This window comes from Streptomyces sp. NPDC018019 (assembly GCF_044327805.1).
Taxonomy (GTDB): Bacteria; Actinomycetota; Actinomycetes; order Streptomycetales; family Streptomycetaceae; genus Streptomyces.
Genome location: NZ_JBIRGD010000008.1, coordinates 210,016 through 236,047, shown reverse-complemented (window position 1 = coordinate 236,047; position 26,032 = coordinate 210,016). Strand labels below are relative to the sequence as shown.

Below are 26,032 nucleotides of genomic sequence, written 5' to 3'. Positions count from 1 at the left end.
CACCGTGATCGTCCGATCCTTCAAGGACATCGAAGGCACCGACCGCCACGTCAAGGCCAAGTCGGGCACCTGGGAGAGCAAGCGCATCATCCTCGCCAAGGAGCGCGTCGGCTTCTCGCTGCACGAGACCATCCTGTACGCGGGCACCGAGACGTCGATGTGGTACGCCAACCACGTCGAGGCCGTGCTGTGCGTGGAGGGCGAGGCCGAGCTCACCAACGACGAGACCGGTGAGAAGCACCTCATCACCCCGGGCACGATGTACCTGCTCGACGGGCACGAGAAGCACACCATGCGCATCAAGAAGGACTTCCGCTGCGTGTGCGTCTTCAACCCGCCGGTGACGGGCCGCGAGGACCACGACGAGAACGGCGTGTACCCGCTGCTCACCGAGCCCGATCCGGAACCCGCCGCGCAGGCCGGCTGATCCGCCGGCGCGGCTTGCCGCCCCGTCCGGCGGTCGAGAAAGGCGCGAGAAGAACGCACCGTACGAGAGGAGAGGAAGGCAACACCATGACCACCGCACCCGAGCGCACCGCCGACCTGTACCCGACCCGCGGGACCACCGAGGTGATCACCCCGCGGCAGGACCCGGTGGTGTGGTCGCAGCCCGGTACGGAGGGGCCCTTCACGCCGGCCGAGCTGAGCGACTTCGAACGCGACGGTTTCTTCGCCATCGGGGAACTGCTGACGGCGGACGAGGTCGCGGTGTACCGCGCCGAACTGGACCGGCTGGTCAACGATCCGGCGATGCGGGCGGACGACCGCTCGATCGTCGAACCGCGGTCCCAGGAGATCCGGTCCGTCTTCGAGGTGCACAAGATCAGTGAGGTCTTCGCCAAGCTGGTCTCCGACCCGCGGGTGGTGGGGCGCGCCCGTCAGATCCTCGGTTCGGACGTCTACGTCCACCAGTCCCGGATCAACGTCAAGCCGGGTTTCGGGGCCTCCGGGTTCTACTGGCACTCCGACTTCGAGACCTGGCACGCCGAGGACGGCCTGCCGAACATGCGGACCGTGTCGGTCTCGATCGCGCTGACCGAGAACTACGACACCAACGGCGGCCTGATGATCATGCCGGGTTCGCACCGGCACTTCCTCGGCTGCGCCGGTGAGACGCCGCGGGACAACTACAAGAAGTCGCTGCAGATGCAGGACGCGGGCACGCCCTCGGACGAGGCGCTGACCAAGATGGCCGACGCGCACGGCATCAAGCTGTTCACCGGCAAGCCCGGTTCGGCCACCTGGTTCGACTGCAACTGCATGCACGGGTCGGGCGACAACATCACGCCGTACCCGCGCAGCAACGTCTTCATCGTGTTCAACAGCGTGGAGAACACCGCGGTGGAGCCCTTCGCGGCGCCGGTCCGGCGCCCGGAGTACATCGGTGCGCGTGACTTCACTCCCGTGAAGTAGCGCCCGCGCCGTACGGTGCCGGCCGGGCAGTACGGCGGGACATCACAGCCAGGCCAGCGACGTGGCCGTCTCCAGCAGCCGCTGTGCGGCGGCCGCGTCGCCGGCCTGGCCCCGTGCGATCTCGTCCGGGTCCTGCCGCCCACCGATGAGCAGCAGGAACTCGGTGGCCTCCAGGACCAGTTCGGCGGCGATCGGCTCGGCGTCCGAGCCGAGCACCCAGTCGCCGCCCGCCTCGCCCTCCACCGACAGCAGCACCGGCCGTGCGTCCGGGCCCAGCGCCAGGTCCAGGATGCGCACCGCCAGCCCCAGGAACCTTTGCAGGTGCACCGGCAGGGGCGGCGGTACGGAGCGGCCCAGCGCCCGCCCGATGTCCCGGGTGTGCACCCACGTCTCGAACGCCCGGATCACATAGTGGTCGGCGACCGGCAGCCGCAGGCCCATCAGGGTCGTGGCCATGGCGGCCAGCTGCTCGTCGCCCGCCTCCGGCAGCGCGAGCAGCCCGTGCGCCTGGGTGCGCCACGCCTCCCGGGTCTCGGCGGGCGGACGGGTGTGCTCGTAGGCCACCACCTCGTGCGTACGGGCCGCCCAGCGCAGCTCCCAGGGGGCACCGGCGCCGGCCGTCCGCCGCAGACCGGCCCGCCCGCCCGGGTCCGTAGGGGCGTCCGGGCCGAAGCCCCCTTCCAGCGCCGCCCCGGGCACCGGCCCCAGGCCCGTGCCCGCTTCCGTCACCGGCGCCAGGCCCAGCCGTTCGGCCAGCACCTCGTCCGCCGCGACCAGGTGCGCCACGGTGCCCTGTACGTCCCAGTCGTGCACGACGGGCGTGCCCCAGCGGGCCGGTGCCCGGTCCAGCTCCCGCAGCAGCGCGTCCAGGCAGGCCACCGCTCCGGCGTACGGCTCGGCGTGCGGAGCCGGCGCGCCCAGGCCGGGCCGTGCGGCGCGGGCCGCGGCCATCAGCCGGCCGCGCGCCAGCCCGGCGTTCGCCTTGCGGCCGGCCCCGCCGGGCGCCGGCTCGTCCAGCAGCCGTACGGTCTCCCGGAGCCGCCGCGCCTCGGCCGCGCAGGGCGCGCAGTCGTGCAGATGGTTCCGTACCCGTGCGTCGTCGCCCGGCATGCCGGCACCGAGCGCCCACGCCGCGAGCAGCGCGCCGACCTCCTCGTGGGCGGAGTCCGGCCCGCCGGTCCCCTCGGTCCCGCCCGGCTGCCCGGGGTCCTCCGGTCCCCCGGCACCGCCCGGGCCTCCCGTACCACCTCGGCCGTTCCCGCCTCCCGTAGCCATCGCACGCCCCTCTCCGCTCCGCACCGCCCGGCCGGCCCGCGCGGGCCGTGTGCTTCCCTTGCTGCCCCGGCCCGCCGTCCGGCATTCGGAACCGGTGTCCGGCACCGGCTCTCAGCACTCGTCGCGTGCCTCGTCGGCGGGGCTCTCCGGTCCGGCCGGGCTGCGCGGACCGGCCGACGGCGGCCCGGCGAGCCGGCCGGCCAGTTCGCCCAGGGCCGCGCGCAGGCGGGCGGTGGCCGCCGTCTCCGCGATCCCCAGCTCCACCGCGACCTGCCGGTACGTCCGCCCGGCGAAGCACGCCAGGTGCAGCGCTTCGCGCTCCGGCAGGGGCAGTTCGGCGAGCGCCGTGTGCAGCGCCGACCGCGCCTCCTCGGCGGGCTCCTCCGCCGCCTCCGCCTCCTCCGCCTCCTCCGCCGTCCCGCACGCCGCGCGTTCCGCCCGCGCCTCCCGCACCCGGGCCACCGCGCCCTGGTGTCCCCGGATGCTCAGCCAGGCGCGCAGCGAGCCGTGGCCGGGCGCGAAGGCGTAGGGGCAGGTCCACAGTTCGATGAAGACGCGCTGCGTCACCTCGTCGGCGACCACCGCGCTGCCGCTCACCCGCCGGGCCACCGCGCGCACCAGCGCGCCGTAGGCGTCGTACGCCTCACCCAGCGCGGTCTCGTCCCCGTACACCAGCCGCCGGTGCAACTCCTGGTCGCGCGGCGGGTACCTGGTTGTCCCGTCCACCGGCACCACCTCGTGAGTGTGTGGTGACATTCCTAGCCGTCCGCCCTGCTGAGCGGTAGCCGTCCGCCCGGCCGAATTGCGCGGCGCCGTCGGGTGCCGCACGATCCGGAGGGCGTCCGAGGGGCGCGCGGTTCGAGAAGACCAAGGAGCGTACATGAGCATCGACCGGCTGCCCGGTGTCGTGCTGACCGACCACTTCCTGGAGGTCCCGCTGGATCACGCCGTACCGGACGGCGAGCGGCTGACGGTGTACGCGCGCGAGGCCGTCGCCCCCGGGCGGGAGCACGACGAGAAGCTGCCCTGGCTGGTCTATCTCCAGGGCGGTCCGGGTTGCGCGTCGCCGCGTCCGCTGGGCCGGGACTCCTGGCTGGTGCGCGCCCTGGACGACTACCGGGTGCTGCTGCTGGACCAGCGGGGCACCGGCCGTTCCGCCCCGGCCGGCCGGCAGACCCTGGCGCTGCGCGGCGGGCCGGCCGAACAGGCCGCGTATCTGGCGCATTTCCGCGCCGACGCGATCGTGCGGGACGCCGAGCTGTTCCGCCGGGAGCTGCTCGGGCCGGGCGAGCGGTGGAGCGTCCTGGGGCAGAGCTTCGGCGGCTTCTGCGCCACCACTTACCTCTCGTACGCGCCCGAGAGCCTGCGCGAGGTCATGATCACGGGCGGTCTGCCGGGGCTGACGGCGAGCGCGGACGACGTGTACCGGGCCGCCTATCCGCGGGTGGCGCGCAAGAACGCCGCGCACTACGAGCGTTACCCGCAGGACGTCGAACGGGTCCGCCGCATCGCCGCGCACCTGCGCGAGCACACCGTCCGGCTGCCCGGCGGCGGGCGGCTGACGGCGGAGGCGTTCCAGGCGCTGGGCCTGATGCTGGGCACCGGCACCGGCTCGTACGTCCTGCACTACCTGATCGAGGGCGCGTGGGTGACCGGCCCCGCGGGCCCCGAACTGGCCGACTCCTTCCTCCAGGCCGCCCAGGGCCACCTCTCCTACACGGCGACCCCGCTGTACGCCGTCCTCCACGAGGCGATCTACGGGCAGCGGTCGGTGTCCCCGAAGGGCACCGAGTGGGCGGCCGAGCGCGTGCGCGCCGAGTTCCCCGAGTTCGACGTGGACGCGGCCCTGGACGGCGACCGGCCGCTGTACTTCACCGGCGAGATGGTCTTCCCGTGGCTGTTCGACACCGATCCGTCGCTGCGCCCGCTGAAGGAGACCGCGCAGCTGCTGGCCGAGCGCACCGACTGGCCCGATCTGTACGACGCCGGACGCCTGGCGGCCAACGAGGTGCCCGCGGCCGCCGCCGTCTACGCGGACGACATGTACGTCGACGCCGGCCACTCGCTGGAGACCGCGCGCCGCATCCGCGGGCTGCGGGCCTGGGTGACCAACGAGTGGGAGCACGACGGGCTGCGGGTCAGCGAAGGGGCCGTACTGGACCGGCTGATACGCATGGTGCGCGGGGAGGCCTGATACCGGGCGCCGCCGCCCGCCCGGTCACTCCAGCAGCTCCAGCAACCGGTCCACGTCGTCCGAAGAGTTGTACAGGTGGAAGGCGGCGCGCAGGTTCCCCGCGCGCGCGGCGACCCGTACGCCCGCCGCCTCCAGCCGGTCCGCCGCGTCCCCGAGACCTGGCACGGAGACGATCGCCGAGCCGGGCGCGGGCACCGGGGTGTGGCCGCGTGCGGCGAGGCCGGCGCGGTAGCGGTCCGCCAGCGCGGTGTCGTGGGCGTGCACGGCCTCGATGCCGATCTCGTTCAGCAGGGCGAGGGAGTGCGCGGCGCCGACGTACGAGTAGTGGGCGTGCGGCTCGTCGTAGCGGCGGGCGTCGGATGCGAGGCGCCGGACCGGCCCGTAGTTGGCCTCCATCGGGTCGGCGGCGGCCACCCACCCGGCGTGCAGCGCTCTGAGCCCGTCATCGGCCGTCCCCGTGCCGCACACCAGGAAGGATGTGCCACGCGGGCACAGCAGCCACTTGTACGCCCCGCACACCAGGTAGTCGAAGTCGCCGGCCCGCAGCGGCAGCCACCCCGCGGCCTGGGTGGCGTCCACGAGGGTGCGCGCCCCGTGGGCGCGGGCGGCGGCCCGTACGGCGTCCGCGTCGGCGATCCGGCCGTCCCTCGCCTGCACCGCGGCGAAGGCGACGAGCGCCGTGCCGGGCCGGACGGCGTCGGCCAGTTCCGCCAGCGGCGCCGTTCGCAGCTTGAGCCCGGACCGGACCGCGAACGGATTGACCAGCGAGCTGAACTCTCCCTCCGGCACCAGCACTTCGGCCCCCTCCGGGAGCGACCCGGCGATCAGCGCCACGTGCACCGCGACCGCGCCGCCGATCGCGACCCGCTCCGGCGCCACGTGCACCAGCCGGGCGAAGGCGGCCCGGGCGGCCGAGGACGGGCCGAAGTAGTCCAGGCCCATGGTCCCGTAGGAGGCCGACTCCTCGACGGCCGCCCGCAGGGCGGCGGCCGAACGGGCGGGGAGCAGACCGCTGGAGGCGGTGTTCAAGTACGTCGTCAGGGGCGCGAATTCGCCCCCCGCGAGTGGATCGATGCGCTGCATGCCCCCACTCTGACCGCCCGCCCGTCCGCCGTCCATCGCGAATCCCTTTGGGGCAGCAGCAAGCGCTCCTTATTCGCGCAGGTCAGCAGCTTACCACCGCGTAGGGGCCGCCGAAATCAGCGCCCCGTCCCGGGCACGCACACCCCGTCCCCGCACCCGTCCGCATCCCCGGTCCCCGCCGGGGCCTCCCCTGCCCGGTCCTCCCGGGCCCGCTCCAGCGCCTGCCGGAACACCTCCGCTGGCTGGCCGCCGGAGATGCCGTACCGGCGGTCGATGACGAAGAACGGGACGCCCCGGGCGCCCAGTTCCGCGGCCTCCCGCTCGTCGGAGCGCACCGCCTCCGCGTACGCGTCCGGGTCCGCCAGCACCCGGCGCACCTCGTCGGCGTCCAGCCCCGCGGCCACCGCGACCGCGGTCAGCGTCTCCGTGTCCCCCAGCGGGCGGGCCTCGGCGAAGTTGGCCCGGTACAGCGCGCCGAGCAGCGCGTCCTGTACGCCGCGCTCCTTGGCCAGGTGCAGCAGGCGGTGCAGGTCGAAGGTGTTCCCGTGGATCCGGTCGGACCGGTACCCCAGTCCCTCGCCCGCCGCGGCCTCGGCCACCCGGGCCTCCATGGCCTCGGCCTGCTCGCGGGTCACCCCGTACTTGTCCGCGAGCATCTCCAGGACCGGCACGTCCCCCGCCGCCGGCGCCTGCGGATCGAGCTCGAACGACCGGTGCACCACCTCCACCTCGTCCCGGTGGGCGAACGCGGCCAGGCCCTTTGCGAACCGGGCTTTCCCGATGTAACACCAGGGACAGGCGATATCGGCCCAAATCTCCACGCGCATGACAGGGGTTTCCTCAAAAGTTCCGTACGAAGGGGGACAGTCGCGGACAACCGCGCGTGGCCGGTGGCTATTCCCGGGGGCGGGTATAGCGTCCGGGCATGGAGATGCCGCGGGAGACGCAGGGCTTCTGGGAGAGCACCGGGGCGGGCAAGACGTTCACGCATCCGCTGGACCCGGGGCTGCTGGACGCGTACCTGCCGCGTGACGTTCCGGTGCTGGATTACGGGTGCGGGTACGGACGGCTGACCGCGGAGCTGGTGGCGGCGGGGTATGCGGACGTGCGGGGTGTGGACGTGTCCCGGGCGCTCGTCGAGCGGGGCGGGCGGGAGCATCCGGACGTGCGGCTCACACACTGCCCGGATCTGCCGCTGCCGTTCCAGGACGGAATTTTCGGGGCCGCCCTGCTGTTCGCCGTGCTGACCTGCGTGCCCGACGCGGCGGCGCAGCGGGCCATCGTCGGGGAGCTGGGGCGGCTGGTGCGGCCGGGCGGGGTGCTGTACGTGAGCGACGTGCCGTTGCAGAGCGACCGGCTCCATCTGGCGCGGTACGAGGAGTACGCGCCCCGGTACGGCACGTACGGCGTGTTCGAGACGCCCGACGGCGGGGTGTTCCGGCATTCGGCGCCGGACCACCTGCGCGGCCTGCTGCGGGCGCACGGCTTCACGGTGGTGGCCGAGCGCTCGGACACGGTCCCGACGCTGGACGGGCACACCGTCCAGCGGCTTCAGCTCATCGGACGGCGACAGGGTGAGGAACCGGCACCGATCGGCAGCACCAGGTCGAGGTGGGTGGCGTCCGGGGCCGGGCGGCGGGACTCGTCGGGCTGCCAGCCGTGCCGGGCGTAGAAGGCGCGGGCCCGCTGGTTGTGCCAGTACACCTCCAGGTGCGCGGTGGCGGCGCCGGCCGACCGCCAGGCGGCCACGCAGGCGCGGTGCAGCGCGGTGCCGATGCCGTCGCGCCAGCGGTCGGGATCGACGTGGAGCTGGAACAGCTTGACGGTGTCCGCCGGGGCGCCCTCCTCGCGGTGGTAGGAGGCCGCGCCGACGACGGCGCCGTCCCGTTCCGCGCACAGCACGGTGGCGTCGGTACGGGCGAGCGCGCGTCCCCAGCCGTCGCGCCAGCGGTCGCGCGCGGCCGGGCCGTCCAGCTGCGCGTCGGGGACCCGGCCCCGGTAGTACGACGCGCGGGCGCGGGCGTGCAGGTCGGCTATGGCGTCGAGGTCGGCGGTCGTCGCGTGGCGGATGGTGGTGCCGGAGGCTTCCGGTGTGTGCGGTGCGGATGCGTGGGCCGTGGATGCGTCGGTCATGGGTGCGTGGGTCATCCTTCGTAGCGGCCGTCGACGCGGCGCGGCAGGCCGAGCGGGTTGTCCTCGCGCAGTTCGGGCGGGAGCAGGGCGGGCGGGGTGTCCTGGTAGGCGACCGGGCGCAGCCAGCGTTCGACGGCGGTGCCGCCGACGGAGGTCGAGGTGGAGGTGGTGGCCGGGTAGGGGCCGCCGTGGTGCTGGGCGGGGGCCACCGCGACGCCGGTCGGCCAGCCGTTGACGAGCACCCGGCCGGCCAGCGGGGTGAGCGCGGCCAGCAGCCGCGCGCCGCGCCCCGTGCCGTTCCCGGACGCGTCCGGCGGCCCGTCCTCGCCCGCGCACTCCGCCGCGCCGAGCTGGAGCGTCGCGGTGAGGTTGCCGGGCAGCCGGGCCAGTACGGCGCCGATCTCGGCCTCGTCGGCGTAGCGCGCGAGCACGGTGACCGGGCCGAAACACTCCTCCAGGAGCAGGTCGTGCGCACCGCCGTCGGCGAGCCGGGCCGCGGGCACCGTGAGGAAGCCGGGGCTGACGGTGTGCTCACCGCCCGCGCCGGGCGGCACGGGCGCCTCGACGCCGGGCAGCGCGGCGCGGTTCCGTACGCCGTCGACGAAGGCGTCCCGCATGCGGTGGTCCAGCAGCACCCCGGCCCCGGCGCTGCCCACCGCGTCCGTCAGAGCCCGCTCCAGCCGGTCGCCGGCCGGGCCCCGCGGCGCCAGGACCAGCCCCGGCTTGACGCAGAACTGGCCGGTGCCGAGGGTCATCGAGCCCGCCAGGCCGGTGCCGATCTGCTCGGCGCGCTCCTCGGCGGCGGCCTCGGTGACCACGACCGGGTTGAGGCTGCCGAGTTCGCCGTGGAAGGGGATCGGGTGGGGGCGGGCGGCCGCTGCGTCGTACAGCGCGCGTCCGCCGCGTACCGATCCGGTGAAGCCGGCCGCCGCGATCAGCGGGTGCCGGACCAGCTCGATCCCCGCGTCGAAGCCGTGCACCAGGCCCACCACGGCTTCCGGCACCCCTGCGTCGGCGGCGGCGCGGCGCAGCAGGGCGGCGCTCAGTTCGGAGGTGGCCGGGTGGTCGGGGTGCGCCTTGACGACGACCGGGCAGCCCGCGGCGAGCGCGCTGGCGGTGTCGCCACCCGGCACGGAAAAGGCGAGCGGAAAGTTGCTGGCCGCGTAGACCGCGACGACTCCCAGCGGGATCTTGTAGCGGCGCAGGTCGGGGCGGGGCGGAGTGAGCGCGGGGTCGGCGTGGTCGATCCGTACGTCGAGGAAGGCGCCCTCCTCGACCAGGTCCGCGAAGGCCCGCAACTGGTAGGTCGTCCGGGCCAGTTCGCCGGTCAGCCGCCCGGTGCCGAGCGCGGTCTCGGCATCGGCGGCCGCGACGATCCGCTCGTCGGCCCCGTCCAGCACGTCGGCGGCGCGGCGCAGCAGGGCGGCCCGTACCCCACGGTCGGCGAGCGCGTCCCGGGCCTCGTGCGCGGCCCGTACGACGGCGTCGACCTCGGCGGCCGTGGCCTCCACCGCAACCTGCTCGCGCTGCTTCCCGGTTCGGGGGTCCACACTCCAGACTGGTGCTGCTGCCACCGCGCATTCCTCCCAGCGAACCGTTGCCGCGCCCGAGATGCCGTTCGGTATGCTGAACGCCGTCCCAGATGGTGAATGTGACCGTCCGCCGGGACTCTATGGCTGTCCGAACTGAGGGGTCAAGGCCGATGCCCGCTGCCGAGACCACCGGAGCGCAGGTCAAGTCGGCCGTGCGCACGGTGGAGTTGCTGGAGTACTTCGCCGCCCGTCCCGGCATGCACAGCCTGGCCGCCGTCCAGGAGGCCGTGGGCTACCCGAAGTCCAGCCTCTACATGCTGCTGCGCACCCTCGTCGAGCTGGGCTGGGTGGAGACCGACGCCACCGGCACCCGGTACGGCATCGGCGTCCGCGCCCTGCTGGTCGGCACCTCGTACATCGACGGCGACGAGGTGGTGGCCGCCGCCCGCCCCACCCTGGACCGGCTCGCCGACGACACCACCGAGACCATCCACCTGGCCCGGCTGGACGGCACCAACGTCGTCTACCTCGCCACCCGCCAGTCCCAGCACTACCTGCGCCCGTTCACCCGGGTCGGCCGCCGGCTGCCCGCGCACTCCACGTCCCTGGGCAAGGCGCTGCTCGCCACGTACACCGACGAGCAGGTCCGCGCGCTCCTGCCGGAGCGGCTGGACGCGCTCACCGAGCACACCATCACCGACCGCGAGCAGCTCATCGAGGAGCTGCGCCTGGTGCGCGAGCAGGGGTACGCGGTGGACCGCGAGGAGAACACCCTGGGCCTGCGCTGCTTCGGTGTGGCGGTCCCGTACCGCACCCCGGCGCGGGACGCGGTCAGCTGCTCGGTGCCGGTGGCGCGGCTGACCCCGGGGCACGAGCAGCTGATCAAGGACGCGCTGTTCGACGCCCGGGACCGCCTGACGCTGGCGACGCGCCGCCTCTGAGGCGCCGGCGGCTCGGGGCGCTGACGGCTCTGGGTCGCTGAAACACTGGGGCTTTCAGTCTTCGAGGCGCCCGGCTGTTCCGGGGCGGGACTCCTCCCGCCGTCCGCCGCCCCTCCCCCGCGCGGCGGAGGGAGATCGTCGGCACGGGCGACGCCCGGCGGCGTACGGCACCGGAAAACTGCCGGCATGACCTCCTCACCGGCCGGGTCACCGCCCGCCCATCCGCACCACGGCCGCGCCGCGCTGCGGACGTGGGTGTGGGGCGTCGTCTACGGCCGATTCATCGTGCAGGGGCCGGCGCCGGGCACCCTGTTCCTGCTGTACGCGCGGGAGCGGTGGGGCCATCTGTGGCGCGGCACGGCCGGCGCGCTGCCGGTCACCCCGGCGCTGCCCGCGCGGCGGCTGGCCGCGGGGGACGCCGCCCTGCTGGCCGTACTGCCCGCCGTGACGCACGGCCTCTGGGCGGCCGGCCGGGACACCGGCCTGAGCCCCGCGCCTGGCGGCCCAGGATCTCGACGCCCGTCTCAACGATGCGGCGTACGTGCTGTTCGCGCTGCTCACCGCCGTCGGCGTGCTCGCGGTCGCCTTCCGGCGCGGCGGCCGGACGCCCCTGCTGCTGCCGCTGGCGGCGGCCTGGACCGGGCCGGGTGCGCCGGCCTGCTGGGGTGGCTGGATGACGCTGACCACGCTGACCGCGACGGCGGCCGGTCCCAAGCTGCCCACCCCAGTGATGAGCCTGACCTACGCTGTGCAGATGATCGTCGGGATGCTCGTCGCCGTCACCGGCGCCCACTTCTTCGCCGAACGGGACGGCGCGGCGGCCGAGACCCGTACGGCGAACGGGTGTTGCGCCACGGCTCGTACGCGATGCGGGTGACAGGCATGGCGTGGGGTACGCGGCGCGGACGGGGACCACGGGACACGCGGCGCGCACGGGGCACGAGGGATAAGGGGCACGCAGGCGACACGGGGGACACGGTGACGCGCGGACCGCGGGTGTTCCTCCGCCGCTGGGTGCATCTGATCCTCGGCGGCGCCCTGCTGATGCCGTTCTTCCTCCTGATGACGGTCATCACGCCGGTGTTCTTCTCCGGCGCGAACCCCTTCACCGACTTCCCCTGGCAGTTCGCCGCGTTCGGCGTCGCACTGCCGCTCGCCGCCCTCGGTGCGCTGCTCTTCCCGCTGCTGCGCACGCTGGAGTCGACGGCGGCGCGGTCGCTGTGCGGCCTGCCGCCCGAGGTGGCGGCCGAACTGGCCGAGGAGCCCGCCGACTCGTGGGCGGCCCGGCGGCGTACGGCCCTGTGGTTCGTGGCGCACCTGACGGCCGGCGGCATCGTCAGCGGCATGACGCTGGCGGCGCCGCCCGCCGCCGTGATGCTGATCCTGCTGCCGGTCGCCGACCCGCTGCGGCACGAGGAGCTGGGCTGGCCCGCCCTGGCCGACGGCGTGCTCGGCCCGCTGTCCGGACTGGCGCTGCTCGCCCTGGTGGCGGGCACCTCGTGGGCGGCCGGCCGGCTGCTGGCCCGCTGGGCACCCGCACTGCTCGGCCCGACGCCCGCCGACCGGCTGGCCGCGGCCGAACGGCGGGCCGCCGACCTCGCCTCCCGCAACCGGCTCGCCCGCGAACTGCACGACTCCGTGGGGCACGCGCTCAGCGCGGTCACCCTCCAGGCCGGTGCGGCCCGCCGGGTGCTGGATCTCGACCCGGAGTTCGTCCGCCAGGCGCTCACCGCCATCGAGGAGACCACCCGCGGCGCGGTCGCCGAACTCGACACCGTACTGGGCCTGCTGCGCGCGGACGGCGACGGCCGGAGCACCGCGCCCGCACCGACGCTGGACGGCCTGGACGGGCTGTTGGACCGCACCCGCGCGGCCGGGCTCCAGATCACCGCGGACCTCGACGACGGGTGCGGACGGCTGCCGCCGCTGGTCTCGCGGGAGGCGTACCGGATCGTGCAGGAAGGTCTCAGCAACGCCCTGCGCCACGCCGGTGCCGTACCGGTCCGGCTGCGGATCACCACCGGCGCGGACGAATTGACGATCATGATGGAGAACCCGATGGGGGAAGCAGTGCAGGATGCCGGGGGAATCGTGGCGGGGGACGCGGCGGTGGACGCGCGGAAGGACCCGGCGGCGGGCATGTCCCGCCCCGGCGGCGGGCGCGGCCTGCGCGGCATCGCCGAACGCGCCCGCCTGCTGGGCGGCGAGGCGCGGGCCGCGGGCCGGGACGGCGTGTGGCGGCTGACCGTACGGCTCCCGCTGGAGGCGTCCCGGTGAGCGGCACGGACGCCCGGCACGAAGACGGCTCCCCGGCCGGCACCGCCCCCCTGCGCATCGTGCTCGCGGACGACGAGCGGATGGTGCGTACGGCGCTACGCGCGATCCTCGGCGCCGAGCCGGACCTGGAGGTGGTCGGCGAGGCGTCCACCGGCGCCGAGGCCGTGCCGATGATCCGCGAACTGCGCCCGGACGTCGTGCTGATGGACGTCCGGATGCCGGAGATCGACGGCATCCGCGCGACCGAACAGGTGCTGGCCGGCATGGCGGAGCCGCCCCGCATCCTCGTGGTGACGACCTTCGAGAACGACGCGTACGTGTACGACGCGCTGCGCGCCGGTGCGCACGGCTTCCTGCTGAAGCGGGCGGGCGTGGCGGAGCTCGTACAGGCGGTGCGCTTGGTGGCACGCGGCGACTCGCTGCTGTTCCCGGCGGCGGTACGGGAGCTGGCCGCCCGGTACGCGGGCGCGCGGGCCGCACGGGAAGCCGCGCGGGCCCTGCGGGCGCGGCTGTCCGACCGCGAGGCGGACGTCCTGCGGCTGATGACCAAGGGCCTGACCAACGCGGAGATCGCGGAGCGGCTGGCGGTCGGCCCGGCGACGGTCAAGACGCATGTCGCGGGGGTGCTGGCCAAACTGGGCGTACGGGACCGCACCCAGGCGGTGATCGCCGCGTACGAGAGCGGTTTCGTGCGGCCGGGCTGACCCGGCGGGCCGTACGGACCGGGCCCGCATCCACCCGCCTGGGCACCCTGCGTAACACCCGATTACGCAGTGCCACTATCACATTCCGCCGGAAAAATCTGTCACCCGTTCATCCCAATTTCCCCGGTCACCGACCGTCACCGCCACACGGTCGCTGACCTGCGGAAACGTAGCCGATCATGCGCGACACGCCGAAACGGGGCGGGAGTTCTGACAAGACGTCAGCAGGCTCCCGACGCGCCCGGCCGCTTACCTCGAATTCAGGAAGCGCGGAACTCCCCCAACTTCCTTTGCGGCGCGCTCGTGTGCCGCGTCCGCGCTTCGTGGAGGTTCGTGACATGCGTTCCACTCGCGTTCTCACCGGTGCCGCGCTCTCCGTCGCCGCCCTCGGCCTGTCCGCGTCGTCCGCGTTCGCCGGGGACTTCGGCAAGATCGAAGTGACGCCCAACCCGGTCAAGGCCGGCAACTCGGTCAACCTCAACAGCAGTGACTGCGGCAAGAACGGCTCGGCCACCGTCGACGCCAGCACGCTGGGCGCCGGCAAGGTCACGCTGTCCTCGAAGGGCCAGACGCACACCGAAAACGTGCAGGGCTCCCTGCGGGTGCCCGCGAGCACCAAGCCGGGCAACTACGGCATCGGCGGCAAGTGCTCCAACGGCCGTGAGATCACCGGTACGGTGCGCGTCACCTCCGGCCCGAGCGGTAAGACCAGGACCGGCATCGGTACCACCAGCGAGAGCTCCGGCACCACGGAGATCGTCGCGGGTGCGGGCGTGCTGCTGGCGGCTGCCGCCGGTGGCGTGTGGATGGTGCGCCGCCGGCGCGCGGACGACTCGGCCTGATCCGCGGTCCGTTCCGGTACGCCCGGAAGCGCCGGCCGCCACCGGCGCCGCCCGGCCCGGCCGGCCGCCCCCTCCTCCCGGACACGCCTGTGGTGCCCGGGAGGCCGGGGGCCGCGCACCGTGAGCCGTAATCCCGTGACCCGCACTCCATAACCGCGGCCCATGACCCGCAGTCCGCAGTCCGCAGTCCGCAGTCCGCAGTCCGCAGTCCGCAGTCCGCAGCAACCGTGGAGGCCCGACAGCCATGGGAACCACCCGCCGTTTCCGCGGCGACCAAGGCGTCATAGCCCTGCTCACCGCGGGCGCGATGTGCACCGGCATCTGGATGATCGGCCACGGTGCCGAGGCCCAGGCGCCGCCGCCGCAGCCCTCCGCCGACCAGGGGTTCGCCGCCGGGCAGGCCCGGCCGTCCGCGACCCCCGCGCCGCCGCCCCCGCCGATGCCGGCCGCCCGGCCCCTGCGGGTCCGCATCCCGTCGATCAGGGTGGACGCGCCGCTGACCCGCCTCGGCCTCGACGAGAACGGCGGCCTGGAGACCCCGCCGGAGGAGGACCGCAACCTCGCCGGCTGGTACAAGGACGGCAATGCCCCCGGCACCACCGGCACCTCCCTCATCGCCGGCCACGTCGACAACCGCTCGGGCCCCGCGGTCTTCTACAACCTCGGCGCGCTGAAGAAGAACCACACGGTGGAGATCGTCCGCGCGGACGGCCGGACCGCGGTCTTCTCCGTAGACGCCGTCGAGGTCTACGACGGCGATGACTTCCCGGACAAGAAGGTCTACGGCCCGGCCGGCCGCCCCGAACTACGGCTGATCACCTGCGGCGGCGGCTTCAACAAGGCCCGGCAGGAGTACCTGGGCAACGTGGTGGTCTTCGCCCACCTCACCGGGACGAAGCGGGAGCCGGTACGGCGGGACCCCGCCCGTCGGGGGTCGGCACAGACGGACCCGGCTCAGCGGGAACCGGCACAGCGGGAGCCGGTCCCGCACCACAGCGGCGGCTGAACCGCCCGCACCGCTCGCCCCCGTCCCCGGTCCCCCCGAACGCGCCCCTCAGGCCGGGATGCGGTTGCCGCGCCCGTTGAGCGCCATCCGGTTCCAGGTGTGGCGCCGGCCGCGGACCGCCACGGAGTAGTCGTAGAGCAGCTCGGGATCGCACATGCCCGGCAGGAAGGCGTCCCCGAAGTGGTGCGCGTCCACCCCGATCTCCTTGGCCGTCAGCGCCAGTTGGGGCACGATGTCGGCGTGCGCGCCCTCCTGGCTCGTACCGATCGCCCCCATCACCACCGCGCCCGCGTCCTGGACGGCGGCGACCGCCTCGGCCGCCCGCTCCCTGGTCATGCCGGGCATGGTGCCGGGCAGGGGCAGGACGACACCGTCGGCGCCCGCGTCCACCAGCGCGGTCAGCCGCCCGGCGGTGATCCGCTCGGGGTGCCCCGCGTGGTGCATCTTGCCGGACCACAGCGCGACGTCGTCGCCGAGGGCGCCGCGCAGTCCGTCGGTGACGCGGGCCAGGCCCTCGAAGCTGCCGCCGGTGCCGGGATTGGCGGTCAGACAGAGCATCGCGGCGCCCATGTCGACCAGCCGCCGGGCCTGTTCCGGCCCGGCCCGGCGGATCTCCGGGACGTCGCCGGGTTCGAGGTTGACGCCGATCGGGCGGCCCACGTACGAGGCGAGGTCGGCGAAGCTGGTGAACGTGCCCAGGCCGGGCAGCCGCAGACACTCCCCGTCCCAGGCGCGTTCGATGAGGTTCAGGAGCACGATGTCCGCGCCGAAGGCGGAGACCAGCTCGATGTTGTGCACGCCCGCGCCGCCGCCGGGGTGCGGGGAGAGCGCCGCGCGCTCGGCGAAGACCTCGGCGATCATCGTGCGGCCCTCGGCCGCCGCGACCGCTTCGGTCAGTTCCCGCCCCCGCAGCGAGGCCAGTTCTTCCCGGTCGAGGTCGAGGATGCGCTGTGTCATGACGTTCCTTCCAGGGTCTTCTCGTGGTCGTGCGCGCCGTCGTCCGCGCGGAGCGCGCAGGAACGCCCGCGGTGGCCCGCACGCTGCCGTGCTCCGGTGCGCGGCGTGCCGCAGGGAACACGGGGCCGCGACACGGAATGCGTTGTAGTAGATCACCGCGCGGTGCGGTCCGATCGGAATGGGCGCGGCGGTTTTCGTTCCCGTTCCGAAGGAGAATCGTGAAGAGTGGCGGATGGTTCTCCGGCCGGGCCCCCGACGGTCGGGTACCACCGAATACGGCGCGGTACCCCGGCCCTGCTGCCGGGCTCGGTCAACGCCCGGACCACGGGAGGGAATCCGAATACGACGGCGACGGCCACCATTGTCCCGGCGTGTTTTCGCACTTCTTCCGGTGCGTTTTCGTGTTTTCGCCGCCGCTCGCCGGAATTTCAGAGCGCGGAATTGCGCGCGCCGTCGGGAACCCGGCGCAGGGTTGCCAGCTCGCGCCGTACGGCCGCCAGATCGCCGTCCCCGGCCAGGCCCGCGTGGTAGAGCCGCAGCTCGTCGGCGCCGAGGGCGGCGGCGTGCGCGGCGTCGGCGGCGAGGGTGCCGGGGCTGCCGCCCATGGCGGTGACCACGGTGAGGTTGGCGGCGACGACGGGAGCGGCGGGCGGGTTCGTACGGCCTGCCGGGACGGGCCGTACGGAGTCGCCCGCCGCCGCTGCCGTGCGCACCGCCGCGAACGGTGCCAGCGCGTCGGCACGGGCGGCCTCGTCACCGGTGCACGGCACCACCACCCCGTCGGTGTGCGCGAGGACGTCCGCCGGGTCGGCGCCCGCGTTCGCGCCGCAGCGGTGCGGGGCAGGGTCGGCGTGCAGCAGGACCCGGAAGCCGCCGCCGGCACTCCGCACGCCCGCGGCATCCCGTACATCCGGAGCGCCCCGTACGCCCGCGGCATCCCGTACATCCACAGCTCCCCGCACACCCGCGGCCTCCCGTACGGCTGCGACGACCTCCCGCCGGAGCGTGCGTGCGGCGCCGTCCCGCCAGTTGCTCACGAGCCCCGACAGCTCGCCGCCGAGCAGCTTCCCGACCCCGCGCCACTCCCCCGCCCGGCCGCCGCCCTGCTCCCCCGCTGCGCCGTCCCCGCCCGCCCACACCGGTTCCAGCGCCCGTACGACCGCGCCCCGCACCTCCTCCGCCGCTACGCCCAGCCCGGTGTACCCGGCCGCGCAGACCTCGCAGAAGCACAGCGACATCAGGTACTGGGCGGCGCCGGAGAGCGGCACGCCGGCGGTCTTGTCGTGCGCGTGCAGGTGTGTCAGCCCGTACCAGCCGCAGGACTCCAGCTCGGTGCCGCGCGCGCCGGGGCGTACCGCCGCCTCCGCGGCCAGGTCGCGAAGATAGGCGCGGACCTCGGGGCGGGCGATGCAGGGCGCCCATGGATAGCGGTCGCCGTAGGCGTTGCGTACGGCGATGGCGGGGTGCTCGGCGCCCAGGCGCCCGTTGTGGGCCAGCACCACCCAGCTGTGCACCTCCAGGCCCGCGTCCGTCAGCGCCCGCGCCGCCTCGCCAAAGGGGTCGGGGCCCGCCGCCCAGTCCTGCGGGTACGGGCGCAGGGCGCGGCCCGCCCAGCGTCCGGTGTCGGGCGGGTACAGGACGGCCGCGTGCCGGGCGGTGACGACACGGCGGCGGGGGTGACGCGGCGTCAGCGCGCGGGTGGAGTGGTAGGCGGCGGCCAGGGTGACCTGCTGGACGCCGAGGTCCGCGACGCGGCGGGCGGCGTCCGGGTCGCCCACCACGTCCCACGGGTACAGGAACGCGGCGGCGCGCATCACCGGCCGCCCGCCGGCCCTCCGGCCAGCGCCAGGCCCCGTTCGATCAGCGCGGCCAGCGCCTCGATGTGCTCGGGGGCCGGATCGCTCAGCGGCGCCCGTACCCCACCGACGTCCGTCCCGCGCAGCCGGACCCCGGCCTTGACCAGCGAGACCGCATAGCCCCGGCCCTGGTTGCGCAGCTCGACCAGTGGCCGGTAGAAGCCGTCCAGCAGCCGGGTGACGGTCGCGTCGTCGCCGTCGGCGAGGGCGCGGTGGAAGGCGGTGGCGATCTCCGGGGCGAAGGCGAAGACGGCCGACGAGTACCGGCGGACGCCGAGGCCGCGGTAGGCAGGCGCGGTGAGTTCGGCGGTCGGCAGCCCGTTGAAGTACAGGAACTCCCGCCCCTCCGCCGCGGTCCGTACGGCGCTGATGATGCGCTGGAGCAGGTCGAGGTCGCCCAGGCCGTCCTTGAGGCCGATGACGCCGGGGGTGCGGGCGAGGGCGACGACGGTGTCGGGGGTGAAGACGGCGTTGTCGCGCTGGTAGACGATGACGGGCAGCGCGGTGGCGGCGGCGAGTTCCGTGTAGTGCCGCAGCAGGCCCGCCTGGTCGGCGGTGACGAGGTACGGCGGCATGGCCAGCAGCCCGTCGGCGCCCGCGTCCTCGGCCAGGCGGGCGAAGCGCAGCGCGAGCGCGGTGCCGTAGCCGGCGCCGGCCAGCACCGGGACCCGCCCGGCCGCCTCCTGGACCGCGGCGGCCACGCAGTCCCCGAACTCCTCCGGCGTCAGCGCGTGGAACTCGCCGGTGCCGCAGCAGGCGAAGACGGCGGCCGCGCCCGCGTCGATGCCCCGGCGCACGTGGGCGCGGAAGGCGGCCGGGTCCAGGGCGCCGTCGGGTCCGTACGCGGTCACGGGGAAGAACAGCAGTCCGTCGAGGCGCTCGGCGAGCGGCGGGGCTGGGGTCACGGGCTCTCCCTGGCATGCTCGTACAGGAGGCGGGCACGTCGCTCAGGACACGGGCACGTCGTCGCTGCGACGCCATCCCAGTGCAAGTCGCTGACCCATGTCCATATTTCTGAACGCGCTCACGCTAGGGCAGCGCTCCCGGCCGGTCAAGGCGCCGAACCGCCCGCCCCACAGGCGGATTCGCGTGTCCCGCCACGTAACCGCCCGCCCGCCCCGCCACGTGTCTTGACCCCACCCCCCGGTCTTTCTACGGTGGCTGCGATCGTCCACCCACCTGAACGCCATCCGCGGATGGAGCCGCACCCGACCGGTGCGGGGCCCGGCGCCCCTCCGCTCCACTTCGGCCGGCGGCCGACCGCACCGCCGATGGCCCGGCCGGAGGAGTCCGCACCATGCCCGCACCCCGCACCGTCCTGCTCACCGGCGCCGCCGGCGGCCTCGGCACCCTGATGCGCGGGCTGCTGCCCCCGTACGGCTACCGGCTCCGGCTGCTCGACCAGCGGACCATCGAGGACGCGCCGGACGCCATCACCGCCGACCTGGCCGACAAGGAAGCCCTGCGCGAGGCGGTACGCGGCGTGGACGCGATCGTCCACCTGGCCGGCATCTCCCTCGAAGCCCCCTTCGAGAAGATCCTGCGCGCCAACATCGAAGGCACCTACAACCTTTACGAGGCGGCGCGCGAGGCAGGCGTGCGCCGCGTCGTGTTCGCCTCCTCCAACCACGCCGTCGGCTTCACCCCGCGCCCCGCCGACGGCTCCGGCGCGATCCCGGTGGACACCCCGCGCCGCCCCGACACGTTCTACGGCCTCTCCAAGGGCTTCGGCGAGGACCTCGCCTCCCTCTACTGGGACCTGCACGGCATCGAGACGGTCTCCGTCCGCATCGGCTCCTGCTTCCCGCGCCCCACCACCGTCCGCATGCTCTCGATCTGGCTGAGCCCGGCCGACTGCGCGCGCCTGCTGCACGCGGCGCTCACCGCCGAAGGCGTGGGCCACACCGTCGTCTACGGGTCCTCCGCCAACACCCGCCTGTGGTGGGATCTGACCACGGCCCGCGCCCTCGGCTACACACCCCAGGACGACTCCGAGCAGTACGCCGCCGAACTCATCGCGGCACACGGCGAACTCGACCCCGCCAACCCCGAACACGCCCACCTCGGCGGCGCCTTCTGCGTCGATCCGCCCATCTGGCCGTACTGAAGCCCCGTCCGGCCCGTCGGCCGCCGACGTGGCCCATGCCACGCCGGAAGGGTCCGCGCAACCCACCACGCCCGCACAGCGTCCTTGTGCACGTACCAAACATCCGCCACACCGTGCAGGAAGACCGTGTCACCGGGCCGGAGCACCCTGTAGGAACGAGGAACGCACCATGGGCATCGTCAGCTGGCTCGTACTGGGACTGATCGCAGGCGTCATCGCCAAGGTCCTGCTGCCCGGACGGGACCCGGGCGGGCTCGTCGGCACCACCCTCATCGGCATCGTCGGCTCCTTCATCGGCGGCTGGCTCTCCACGAAGATCCTGGACAAGCCGATACCGAAGGACTTCTACGACCCGTCGATGTGGATCGCCGCCATCGCCGGCTCCCTGGTCCTCCTGATCGCCTACCGCCTGCTGTTCGGCAACAGCCGCGAACGCCGCTGACCGCCGGCCGGGCGGCACCCCGTCCGGCCCCCGGTAATGGAACCGCAAAGGAAGGCCACTCGTTATCCCCGGCATGACCGCTATGACTCCTGGCTCGAACCTCCCGCTCACCGCCTCGCGGGTGGCGGTGGACGTCACCGCGCCCGTGCGGCTCGATGTGTCGGGCCTGCTGCTCACCGCCGACGGCAAGGTGCGCTCCGACGACGACTTCGTCTTCTACAACCAGCCGGCCGGCCCGGGCGTGACCCACACGTCCGGTGCGGGCGGCGCCGGCGACACGATCACGGTGGACACCGCCGCGGTGCCGGCCGGCATCGAGAAGATCGTCGTGACCGCCAGCCTGGACGCGCCCGGCGCCACCTTCGCCGGCACCGAACCGACCGGCACGGTCCGCAACGCCGACGACGGCAGCGTCATCGCCTCCTTCACCCCGCCGCAGCTCGGCCCGGAGACCGCCCTGGTGGTCGTCGAGATCTACCGGCGCAACGGCGCGTGGAAGGTCCGCGCGGTCGGCCAGGGCTACGCGAACGGCCTGGCCGGCATCGCCACCGACTTCGGCGTCTCCGTCGAGGAGCCCGCCGCCCCGGCCGCCCCGGCCCCGCAGGCCGCGCCCGCTCCTGCTGCTCCGGCCCCGCAGGCACCTCCGGCGCCGCCCGCCTCCCCGGCCCAGCCCGCCGCGCAGTGGGGGCCGCCCACCGGCGCCCCGGCGCCCATGGCCCCGCCGCCCGCGGCAGCCGCTCCGGCCCCCGCTCCCGCCCCCGCGCCGGGCACCGGCAAGATCAACCTCGACAAGGGCCGCGTCAGCCTCCAGAAGAACCAGACCGTCTCCCTGGTCAAGGGCGGCCGGCCGCTGCTGTCCTCGGTCCGCATGGGCCTCGGCTGGGAGCCCGCCTACCGCGGCAAGGACATCGACCTGGACGCCTCCGTGATCGCCTACGGTCCGGACCGCAAAAAGGTCGACAACTGCTTCTTCGGCAAACTCCAGATCCTGAACGGCGCGATCCAGCACTCCGGCGACAACCTCACCGGCGAGGGCGCGGGCGACGACGAATCCATCACCGTCCACCTCGGTGGCATCCCCCCGCAGGTCACCGGCCTGGTCTTCACCGTCAACTCCTTCTCCGGCCAGAAATTCTCCGACGTCGCCAAGGCCTACTGCCGCCTGCTGGACGCCCAAACCGGCGAAGAACTGGTCCGCTTCGACCTCACCCAGTCCGAGCCCCGCACCGGCGTCATGATGGCCAAACTCATCCGCCAGTTCTCCGGCGAATGGGAAATGACCGCCCTCGGCGAATTCATCGACGCCCGCACGGTCCGGGGGATGGTGAAGCCGGGGGGCGCGGCGCTCTGATCCCACTGGGGGCGGCACTGCGCAGACGGGTGCCGCCCCCGCGCCACCGTCTCTCCCGCTTCCCCTCGCACTCCGCACACAGCCCGATACCGGCCCCGCCCCCACTGGCCGCGTGCACGGTCCCGATCACGGTCACGTTCCGCACCCTGCCGCAGTCCGCGCAGCCGATCACCGTACGGTCTCCACCGCAAGGACCGCCGCCCGCGAGGCCACCGCACTCGTCACCAGTGCCCCACGCTCCGGCCGCACCCGCCACCGCAGCCGCTCGTTCCGCATCTCCAGCCCCGGCACGTACAGGGCAGCCCCCTCCCACAGGGGAAGTCGCGCCCCACCTCCCGTACCGGCAGGCACCATCCAGCACACCCCGGCCGGACGCCGGTGATCTTCGATGACCGCCCCGGACTTCGCTCCCAGTTCCCGGAGCACCCTCTCCCCCGCAGACAGTGGCAGCCACACCACGTCCACGCCGAGCACGGCCGCATCGCGTACGACGCGCAGGCCGGCTCCGCGGGGGACCCAGGCGGGAGGGGTGGAGGGAGGCAGGCATGGAGTGCCCACCGAGGGAGGTACGTGAACTGCGCTGGACGACGTACGGTACGTGATCACTGCGGTCTCCTGTCGCTCGGACGAGGAGATGCTGACCTGCCGCGAGGGGCACAAGTACCCCTGCGCGGGGTAGCCCGGTCACCGGCCCGCGCCGCACCATTCGGCGAACTTCGACAGACTCTCGGCATCGCCACGCTTCAGACGGCGCAGGGTCGCGGCGTCCTCGCGCACCCACAGATGTTCGCGGGTGTGCTGCGGAGCAATCTGCCGTGCTGTCTGAAGAGACACAAGAGCCTGGTCCGGCCGGCCCGACCAGAGCTGGGCCCGGGCCAATTCGATGCAAAAACCTGATCGGCGTTCCGCAGTGAGGGCAACTGACGGAGCCCAGGAACCGACCCTATCGAGAGCCTGCTGTGCGAAATCCTCGCCCAGGCTGACGGCGACGGACAGTTCGTGGATGCGCACGGTTTCCGGGCCGAATACGGTCCCCTGGTAAGTGACTTCTGGAATGTGCGCGGCGAGGGAACGCGCGTCGGAAAGGTGAGCGGCAGCAACATCCGTTTTCCCGGCACGACCGGCGATGACAGCGGCCCGCGTGTGCAGGGCTTCCCGTACGGCGACGGCCACCGGACCGGCCGGGCGCTGCGGGACGGCGTCCAGCACGTCTTCCAGGGCCCGCAGACCCGCCGCATGAGCTTGAGCGGCGAAATACGTCTCCGTCCGCGTATAGGCAACCATGGCTTCGAGCAGTGGATTCTCCGCCTGCACCGCAGCCCACCCCATGATGCCGATGAGACGGGCGGACAGGTCATGCGCACCGTACTTGTACGCGACGGCATCGGCGGACCGGTACGCGGCGACGAGCAATTCGGGTGATTTCCGTCCGGCACTTCGCGGGCCCGTCGTGGAAGGCACGTCCGAGTTCGGCGAGAAGGTCCGGAGCCCGACGGGAAATACGCACGTACTGAGCCCGTACTGAGCCGCGAGCCGCCACCTGACGACCTCGGCGACCGCTTCCCGCAACTCATCGAGGGAACGTGTCCTTCCATCCCCGGGCATGTCGTAGGTGGCGATGACCGCAGACAGTTCGGGCATGGCCCGGTGCACCCGGTCTTCAGCGCGGTCACGCCGAGGCAGCAAGCACGTCACATCGACGCCGAGCGCCGCCGCGATGGCGTCCAGGACGGCTTCGCCGACGCCCCGCTCCCCCCGCTCGGTCTTGCGCACGGTTCCCAGTGCGATGCCTGCCGCACAGGCGAGTTCCTGCTGTGTGCGACGGGCCAGCCGACGCTGGTATGCGATCCGCTTTCCCGTACCGGTAGAGGCGTCGGCATACATATTCGCACTCCGTTCGGGCCGCCTTCCGCACGGTAACGCGCGCCCTTTGCCACGACGCGGGCAAGTCGCCCTTACGAGTGGAATACCAGCCGTTGACGCCCCATCAGCTCGTGATGATGTCCACCAACTCGTCCAAGCCGTTGATCCGCCGGTCGGCCAGGTTCGCTTCCGGACTCGACGCCCACAGGATTCCGTACGGGCCACGACGCACGTGTGCGGTCCGCAGGCCGGCCGCGTGCGCGGGGATGATGTCGTTGGCAGGGTGATCACCGACGTACAGAATGCATTCCGGGGCGACACCGGCGAGATCGATGACCTTGTCGAAGAACTCGGGCCGCGGCTTGGCGACTCCCCACTCCCCTGATGTCGCGATGGCATCGGCCGGCAGCTCCAGGCCGCGGAGCAGTGCACCGGCAGAGGCAGTCTGATTCCCTGCGATCAGGACTCTGGCCCCGGCCGCACGCAGTGATGTCAATGCGGGCCGCACATCCGGATACAGGTCCGTCTCATCGAGATACTCGCCCCGCCCGGCTGCTTCGCACGCCTCGTATTCGGCAGCGAGGTCGATCCCGGGACGCAACAGACGGACGGCGTCCGCATTGTCCCGGCCCTGCGCGACCACCGCTCCCACCAAAGCGGAGAGAGTGTGCCAAGGGACATCCAGCCAGTCCGCCCAGTCGTGCCAGTATCGGTCGTCACTGACCAGCGTCTCTCCCACGTCGAACACCACTGCTTCGATCATTCCCGCAGCCTAGGGGCGGTGCGGCCCGACCAGCACGTGCGCCCACCGGCGTACGGTACGGCCCGGACGCCCTCGGACGGTTCCGGGCTGCGTGGTCGGCGCGCTGCCTAGGCCGCCCGGGCCGCCCCCGTCGCCCCCACCACCCTCGCCAACCGCTCATACGACTCCAGCAGTCCCGCGCGGTCGTACGTGCTCGTCGTCACCAGGAACTCGTCGGCTTCGGTCTCGGTGAGGAGTGTGTCCAGTTGGGCGGCTACCTCTGGCTCTGTGCCGTGGATGTGGCCGGTCAGGGCGGATTCGTAGAAGGCGCGTTGTTTCGGGGAGAGGTCCGGCTCACGGGCGGTGATCGACTCGGCGGGTTCCAGGGGCGGGAAGACGCCGTGGGTGCGGGAGTAGGCCATCGACCAGGCTTCGGGGAGCAGGAGGCGGTGGGCCGCTTCGGGGGTTTCGGCGACGGCCACGGTGCCCGAGACGATGACGTACGGGTGGGGCCAGAGCGGTGAGGGCTCGAAGGCGGCGCGGTAGCGGTCGATGGCCTCCTGCATCGTTTCCCGGCCGCGCAGGTCGCCGATCACCAGGGCCAGGCCGGCGCGGGCGGCGATGTCCGCGCCCGCGCCGGTGGCCAGGACGAACGCGGGAACGCGCAGGCCCTCCGCCGGGCGGGCGTGCACCTGGGGGTGGGGGCGCGGGCCGTCGGTGAAGTACGCGGTCAGCTCGGCGAGTTGGGCGGCGAAGGAGTCGGCGGCGGCCTTGTCGGTGCCGAGGGCGCGGCGGATGCCGTCGGTGAAGCCGACGGACCGGCCGAGGCCCATGTCGATACGGCCGGGGAAGAGGGAGGCGAGGACGCCGAACTGTTCGGCGACGACCAGCGGGCGGTGGTTGGGCAGCATGACGCCGCCCGTGCCGACCCGGATGCGGGAGGTCGCGGAGGCCACCGCGGCGGCCAGCACGGTCGGTGCCGAGCCGGCGACGCCCGGGACGCTGTGGTGCTCGGATACCCAGAACCGGTGGTAGCCGAGCGCTTCGGCGTGCCGGGCGAGGTCGACCGTGTCGCGGAGGGCCGCCGCTTCCGGATGCCCTTGGCGGGTGCGGGAGCGGTCGAGGAGGGAGAACGGGGTGCGGAGGCGGGGGGACGGCTGCCCGGTCGGCCGCTCGGCCGCCGTGCCCGCCGTTTCCCCGGCCGGCTGTCCGGGCGTCTGGCTCGTCGTACTGCTCCGCGTGCTCACACCTGGTGCAACGTGCACGGGACCGGCCACGATTCCCCGGGGCGGGGCTCCCGGCTTGGGGCTCCCC

General features: G+C 73.6%; 25 protein-coding genes and 1 pseudogene. 13 read left to right on the top strand and 13 right to left on the bottom strand.

Translation table 11 applies throughout. The features are described from left to right. Positions 1-4 precede the first annotated feature (4 nt). Positions 5-427 carry an ectoine synthase gene (locus ACH4FX_RS16355; protein ID WP_398479342.1) on the top strand — a complete coding sequence of 141 codons (423 nt, stop codon included), beginning with the start codon at positions 5-7 and terminating at the stop codon, positions 425-427. Between the two features lie 86 nt (positions 428-513). After that, positions 514-1,413 (top strand): ectoine hydroxylase, encoded by a 900-nt coding sequence (gene thpD, locus ACH4FX_RS16350; RefSeq protein WP_398479340.1) that lies wholly within the window; start codon positions 514-516, stop codon positions 1,411-1,413. A 42-nt stretch (positions 1,414-1,455) separates the two neighbouring features. Here the strand turns inward: thpD and ACH4FX_RS16345 are convergent, their stop codons facing one another. Beyond that, positions 1,456-2,688, bottom strand: a complete 1,233-nt coding sequence (locus ACH4FX_RS16345; RefSeq protein WP_398479338.1) for a hypothetical protein — start codon at positions 2,686-2,688, stop codon at positions 1,456-1,458. A 111-nt stretch (positions 2,689-2,799) separates the two neighbouring features. Continuing rightward, the gene (locus tag ACH4FX_RS16340; RefSeq protein WP_398479336.1) at positions 2,800-3,414 is read right to left on the bottom strand and encodes an RNA polymerase sigma factor; all 615 of its coding nucleotides are present in this window, start codon (positions 3,412-3,414) and stop codon (positions 2,800-2,802) included. 154 nt (positions 3,415-3,568) lie between these two features. Here ACH4FX_RS16340 and ACH4FX_RS16335 point away from each other — a divergent pair, with 154 nt between their 5' ends. Then, the gene (locus ACH4FX_RS16335; RefSeq protein ID WP_398479334.1) at positions 3,569-4,882 is read left to right on the top strand and encodes an alpha/beta fold hydrolase; all 1,314 of its coding nucleotides are present in this window, start codon (positions 3,569-3,571) and stop codon (positions 4,880-4,882) included. Between the two features lie 24 nt (positions 4,883-4,906). On the opposite strand, the gene ACH4FX_RS16330 is transcribed toward ACH4FX_RS16335, so the two are convergent. Both ACH4FX_RS16330 and ACH4FX_RS16325 read right to left on the bottom strand, forming a co-directional pair. Next, complete coding sequence (locus tag ACH4FX_RS16330) at positions 4,907-5,965, bottom strand: aminotransferase class V-fold PLP-dependent enzyme (protein WP_398479332.1); 1,059 nt, start codon at positions 5,963-5,965, stop codon at positions 4,907-4,909. 116 nt (positions 5,966-6,081) lie between these two features. Then, entirely contained in the window at positions 6,082-6,792 is a 711-nt protein-coding gene (locus ACH4FX_RS16325) for a DsbA family oxidoreductase (RefSeq protein WP_398479330.1), read from the bottom strand. Between the two features lie 98 nt (positions 6,793-6,890). On the opposite strand from ACH4FX_RS16325, the gene ACH4FX_RS16320 reads away from it, so the two are divergent. Next, positions 6,891-7,637 carry a class I SAM-dependent methyltransferase gene (locus ACH4FX_RS16320; RefSeq protein WP_398479329.1) on the top strand — a complete coding sequence of 249 codons (747 nt, stop codon included), beginning with the start codon at positions 6,891-6,893 and terminating at the stop codon, positions 7,635-7,637. 23 nt (positions 7,638-7,660) lie between these two features. Here the strand turns inward: ACH4FX_RS16320 and ACH4FX_RS16315 are convergent. Both ACH4FX_RS16315 and ACH4FX_RS16310 read right to left on the bottom strand, forming a co-directional pair. Beyond that, a pseudogene (locus ACH4FX_RS16315) lies at positions 7,661-8,098 on the bottom strand (GNAT family N-acetyltransferase); the annotation flags it as partial. A gap of 11 nt (positions 8,099-8,109) precedes the next feature. Further along, positions 8,110-9,672: an aldehyde dehydrogenase (NADP(+)) gene (locus tag ACH4FX_RS16310; RefSeq protein ID WP_398479327.1), complete on the bottom strand. Its 1,563-nt coding sequence runs from the start codon at positions 9,670-9,672 to the stop codon at positions 8,110-8,112. A 128-nt stretch (positions 9,673-9,800) separates the two neighbouring features. On the opposite strand from ACH4FX_RS16310, the gene ACH4FX_RS16305 reads away from it, so the two are divergent. From ACH4FX_RS16305 to ACH4FX_RS16280, 6 genes are all read left to right on the top strand, one after another. Further along, entirely contained in the window at positions 9,801-10,571 is a 771-nt protein-coding gene (locus ACH4FX_RS16305; RefSeq protein ID WP_398479325.1) for an IclR family transcriptional regulator, read from the top strand. 541 nt (positions 10,572-11,112) lie between these two features. Then, on the top strand, positions 11,113-11,448 hold the full coding sequence (locus ACH4FX_RS16300; RefSeq protein WP_398479323.1) for a hypothetical protein: 336 nt from the start codon (positions 11,113-11,115) through the stop codon (positions 11,446-11,448). A 167-nt stretch (positions 11,449-11,615) separates the two neighbouring features. Next, positions 11,616-12,848 carry a sensor histidine kinase gene (locus ACH4FX_RS16295; protein WP_398479498.1) on the top strand — a complete coding sequence of 411 codons (1,233 nt, stop codon included), beginning with the start codon at positions 11,616-11,618 and terminating at the stop codon, positions 12,846-12,848. After that, a complete protein-coding gene (locus ACH4FX_RS16290; protein WP_398479321.1) occupies positions 12,845-13,552 on the top strand; it encodes a response regulator in 708 nt (235 codons plus the stop codon). The genes ACH4FX_RS16295 and ACH4FX_RS16290 overlap by 4 nt, the downstream gene beginning before the upstream one ends. Before the next feature lie 338 nt (positions 13,553-13,890). Beyond that, positions 13,891-14,394 carry a hypothetical protein gene (locus ACH4FX_RS16285; RefSeq protein ID WP_398479319.1) on the top strand — a complete coding sequence of 168 codons (504 nt, stop codon included), beginning with the start codon at positions 13,891-13,893 and terminating at the stop codon, positions 14,392-14,394. 244 nt (positions 14,395-14,638) lie between these two features. Continuing rightward, complete coding sequence (locus ACH4FX_RS16280) at positions 14,639-15,400, top strand: class F sortase (protein ID WP_398479317.1); 762 nt, start codon at positions 14,639-14,641, stop codon at positions 15,398-15,400. Between the two features lie 48 nt (positions 15,401-15,448). Here ACH4FX_RS16280 and ACH4FX_RS16275 read toward each other — a convergent pair whose 3' ends face one another. The 3 genes from ACH4FX_RS16275 to ACH4FX_RS16265 all read right to left on the bottom strand — a co-directional run bounded on the left by ACH4FX_RS16275 (position 15,449) and on the right by ACH4FX_RS16265 (position 19,118). Next, the gene (locus ACH4FX_RS16275) at positions 15,449-16,357 is read right to left on the bottom strand and encodes a hypothetical protein (protein ID WP_398479316.1); all 909 of its coding nucleotides are present in this window, start codon (positions 16,355-16,357) and stop codon (positions 15,449-15,451) included. Between the two features lie 428 nt (positions 16,358-16,785). Then, positions 16,786-18,171, bottom strand: coding sequence for a hypothetical protein (locus ACH4FX_RS16270; protein WP_398479314.1), 1,386 nt, complete (start codon positions 18,169-18,171; stop codon positions 16,786-16,788). Next, positions 18,171-19,118, bottom strand: coding sequence for a 5-dehydro-4-deoxyglucarate dehydratase (locus ACH4FX_RS16265; RefSeq protein ID WP_398479312.1), 948 nt, complete (start codon positions 19,116-19,118; stop codon positions 18,171-18,173). Before ACH4FX_RS16265 ends, ACH4FX_RS16270 begins: the two co-directional genes overlap by 1 nt. A gap of 392 nt (positions 19,119-19,510) precedes the next feature. On the opposite strand from ACH4FX_RS16265, the gene ACH4FX_RS16260 reads away from it, so the two are divergent. From ACH4FX_RS16260 to ACH4FX_RS16250, 3 genes are all read left to right on the top strand, one after another. Continuing rightward, positions 19,511-20,320 carry an NAD-dependent epimerase/dehydratase family protein gene (locus ACH4FX_RS16260; RefSeq protein ID WP_398479310.1) on the top strand — a complete coding sequence of 270 codons (810 nt, stop codon included), beginning with the start codon at positions 19,511-19,513 and terminating at the stop codon, positions 20,318-20,320. Between the two features lie 169 nt (positions 20,321-20,489). After that, positions 20,490-20,762, top strand: coding sequence for a GlsB/YeaQ/YmgE family stress response membrane protein (locus ACH4FX_RS16255; RefSeq protein WP_398479308.1), 273 nt, complete (start codon positions 20,490-20,492; stop codon positions 20,760-20,762). Positions 20,763-20,844: 82 nt separating this feature from the next. Then, positions 20,845-22,113 (top strand): TerD family protein, encoded by a 1,269-nt coding sequence (locus ACH4FX_RS16250; protein ID WP_398479306.1) that lies wholly within the window; start codon positions 20,845-20,847, stop codon positions 22,111-22,113. A gap of 168 nt (positions 22,114-22,281) precedes the next feature. Here ACH4FX_RS16250 and ACH4FX_RS16245 read toward each other — a convergent pair whose 3' ends face one another. The 4 genes from ACH4FX_RS16245 to ACH4FX_RS16230 form a co-directional block, all read right to left on the bottom strand. Then, a complete protein-coding gene (locus ACH4FX_RS16245) occupies positions 22,282-22,587 on the bottom strand; it encodes a hypothetical protein (protein WP_398479304.1) in 306 nt (101 codons plus the stop codon). A gap of 210 nt (positions 22,588-22,797) precedes the next feature. Further along, the gene (locus ACH4FX_RS16240) at positions 22,798-23,997 is read right to left on the bottom strand and encodes a helix-turn-helix domain-containing protein (protein ID WP_398479302.1); all 1,200 of its coding nucleotides are present in this window, start codon (positions 23,995-23,997) and stop codon (positions 22,798-22,800) included. A gap of 103 nt (positions 23,998-24,100) precedes the next feature. Next, positions 24,101-24,739: an HAD family hydrolase gene (locus ACH4FX_RS16235; protein WP_398479300.1), complete on the bottom strand. Its 639-nt coding sequence runs from the start codon at positions 24,737-24,739 to the stop codon at positions 24,101-24,103. A gap of 107 nt (positions 24,740-24,846) precedes the next feature. Then, on the bottom strand, positions 24,847-25,965 hold the full coding sequence (locus tag ACH4FX_RS16230; RefSeq protein ID WP_398479298.1) for an LLM class flavin-dependent oxidoreductase: 1,119 nt from the start codon (positions 25,963-25,965) through the stop codon (positions 24,847-24,849). Between the last annotated feature and the right edge of the window lie 67 nt (positions 25,966-26,032).

Excerpts from the sequence above, each read along its gene's own strand:
- ACH4FX_RS16235 (WP_398479300.1), bottom strand. The coding sequence starts at position 24,739 with ATGATCGAAGCAGTGGTGTTCGACGTGGGAGAGACGCTGGTCAGTGAC.
- ACH4FX_RS16335 (WP_398479334.1), top strand. The coding sequence starts at position 3,569 with ATGAGCATCGACCGGCTGCCCGGTGTCGTGCTGACCGACCACTTCCTG.
- ACH4FX_RS16325 (WP_398479330.1), bottom strand. The coding sequence starts at position 6,792 with ATGCGCGTGGAGATTTGGGCCGATATCGCCTGTCCCTGGTGTTACATC.
- ACH4FX_RS16345 (WP_398479338.1), bottom strand. The coding sequence starts at position 2,688 with ATGGCTACGGGAGGCGGGAACGGCCGAGGTGGTACGGGAGGCCCGGGC.
- ACH4FX_RS16240 (WP_398479302.1), bottom strand. The coding sequence starts at position 23,997 with ATGTATGCCGACGCCTCTACCGGTACGGGAAAGCGGATCGCATACCAG.
- ACH4FX_RS16330 (WP_398479332.1), bottom strand. The coding sequence starts at position 5,965 with ATGCAGCGCATCGATCCACTCGCGGGGGGCGAATTCGCGCCCCTGACG.
- ACH4FX_RS16260 (WP_398479310.1), top strand. The coding sequence starts at position 19,511 with ATGCCCGCACCCCGCACCGTCCTGCTCACCGGCGCCGCCGGCGGCCTC.
- ACH4FX_RS16250 (WP_398479306.1), top strand. The coding sequence starts at position 20,845 with ATGACTCCTGGCTCGAACCTCCCGCTCACCGCCTCGCGGGTGGCGGTG.
- ACH4FX_RS16285 (WP_398479319.1), top strand. The coding sequence starts at position 13,891 with ATGCGTTCCACTCGCGTTCTCACCGGTGCCGCGCTCTCCGTCGCCGCC.
- ACH4FX_RS16280 (WP_398479317.1), top strand. The coding sequence starts at position 14,639 with ATGGGAACCACCCGCCGTTTCCGCGGCGACCAAGGCGTCATAGCCCTG.
- thpD (WP_398479340.1), top strand. The coding sequence starts at position 514 with ATGACCACCGCACCCGAGCGCACCGCCGACCTGTACCCGACCCGCGGG.
- ACH4FX_RS16305 (WP_398479325.1), top strand. The coding sequence starts at position 9,801 with ATGCCCGCTGCCGAGACCACCGGAGCGCAGGTCAAGTCGGCCGTGCGC.
- ACH4FX_RS16320 (WP_398479329.1), top strand. The coding sequence starts at position 6,891 with ATGGAGATGCCGCGGGAGACGCAGGGCTTCTGGGAGAGCACCGGGGCG.
- ACH4FX_RS16270 (WP_398479314.1), bottom strand. The coding sequence starts at position 18,171 with ATGCGCGCCGCCGCGTTCCTGTACCCGTGGGACGTGGTGGGCGACCCG.
- ACH4FX_RS16275 (WP_398479316.1), bottom strand. The coding sequence starts at position 16,357 with ATGACACAGCGCATCCTCGACCTCGACCGGGAAGAACTGGCCTCGCTG.
- ACH4FX_RS16295 (WP_398479498.1), top strand. The coding sequence starts at position 11,616 with ATGCCGTTCTTCCTCCTGATGACGGTCATCACGCCGGTGTTCTTCTCC.
- ACH4FX_RS16255 (WP_398479308.1), top strand. The coding sequence starts at position 20,490 with ATGGGCATCGTCAGCTGGCTCGTACTGGGACTGATCGCAGGCGTCATC.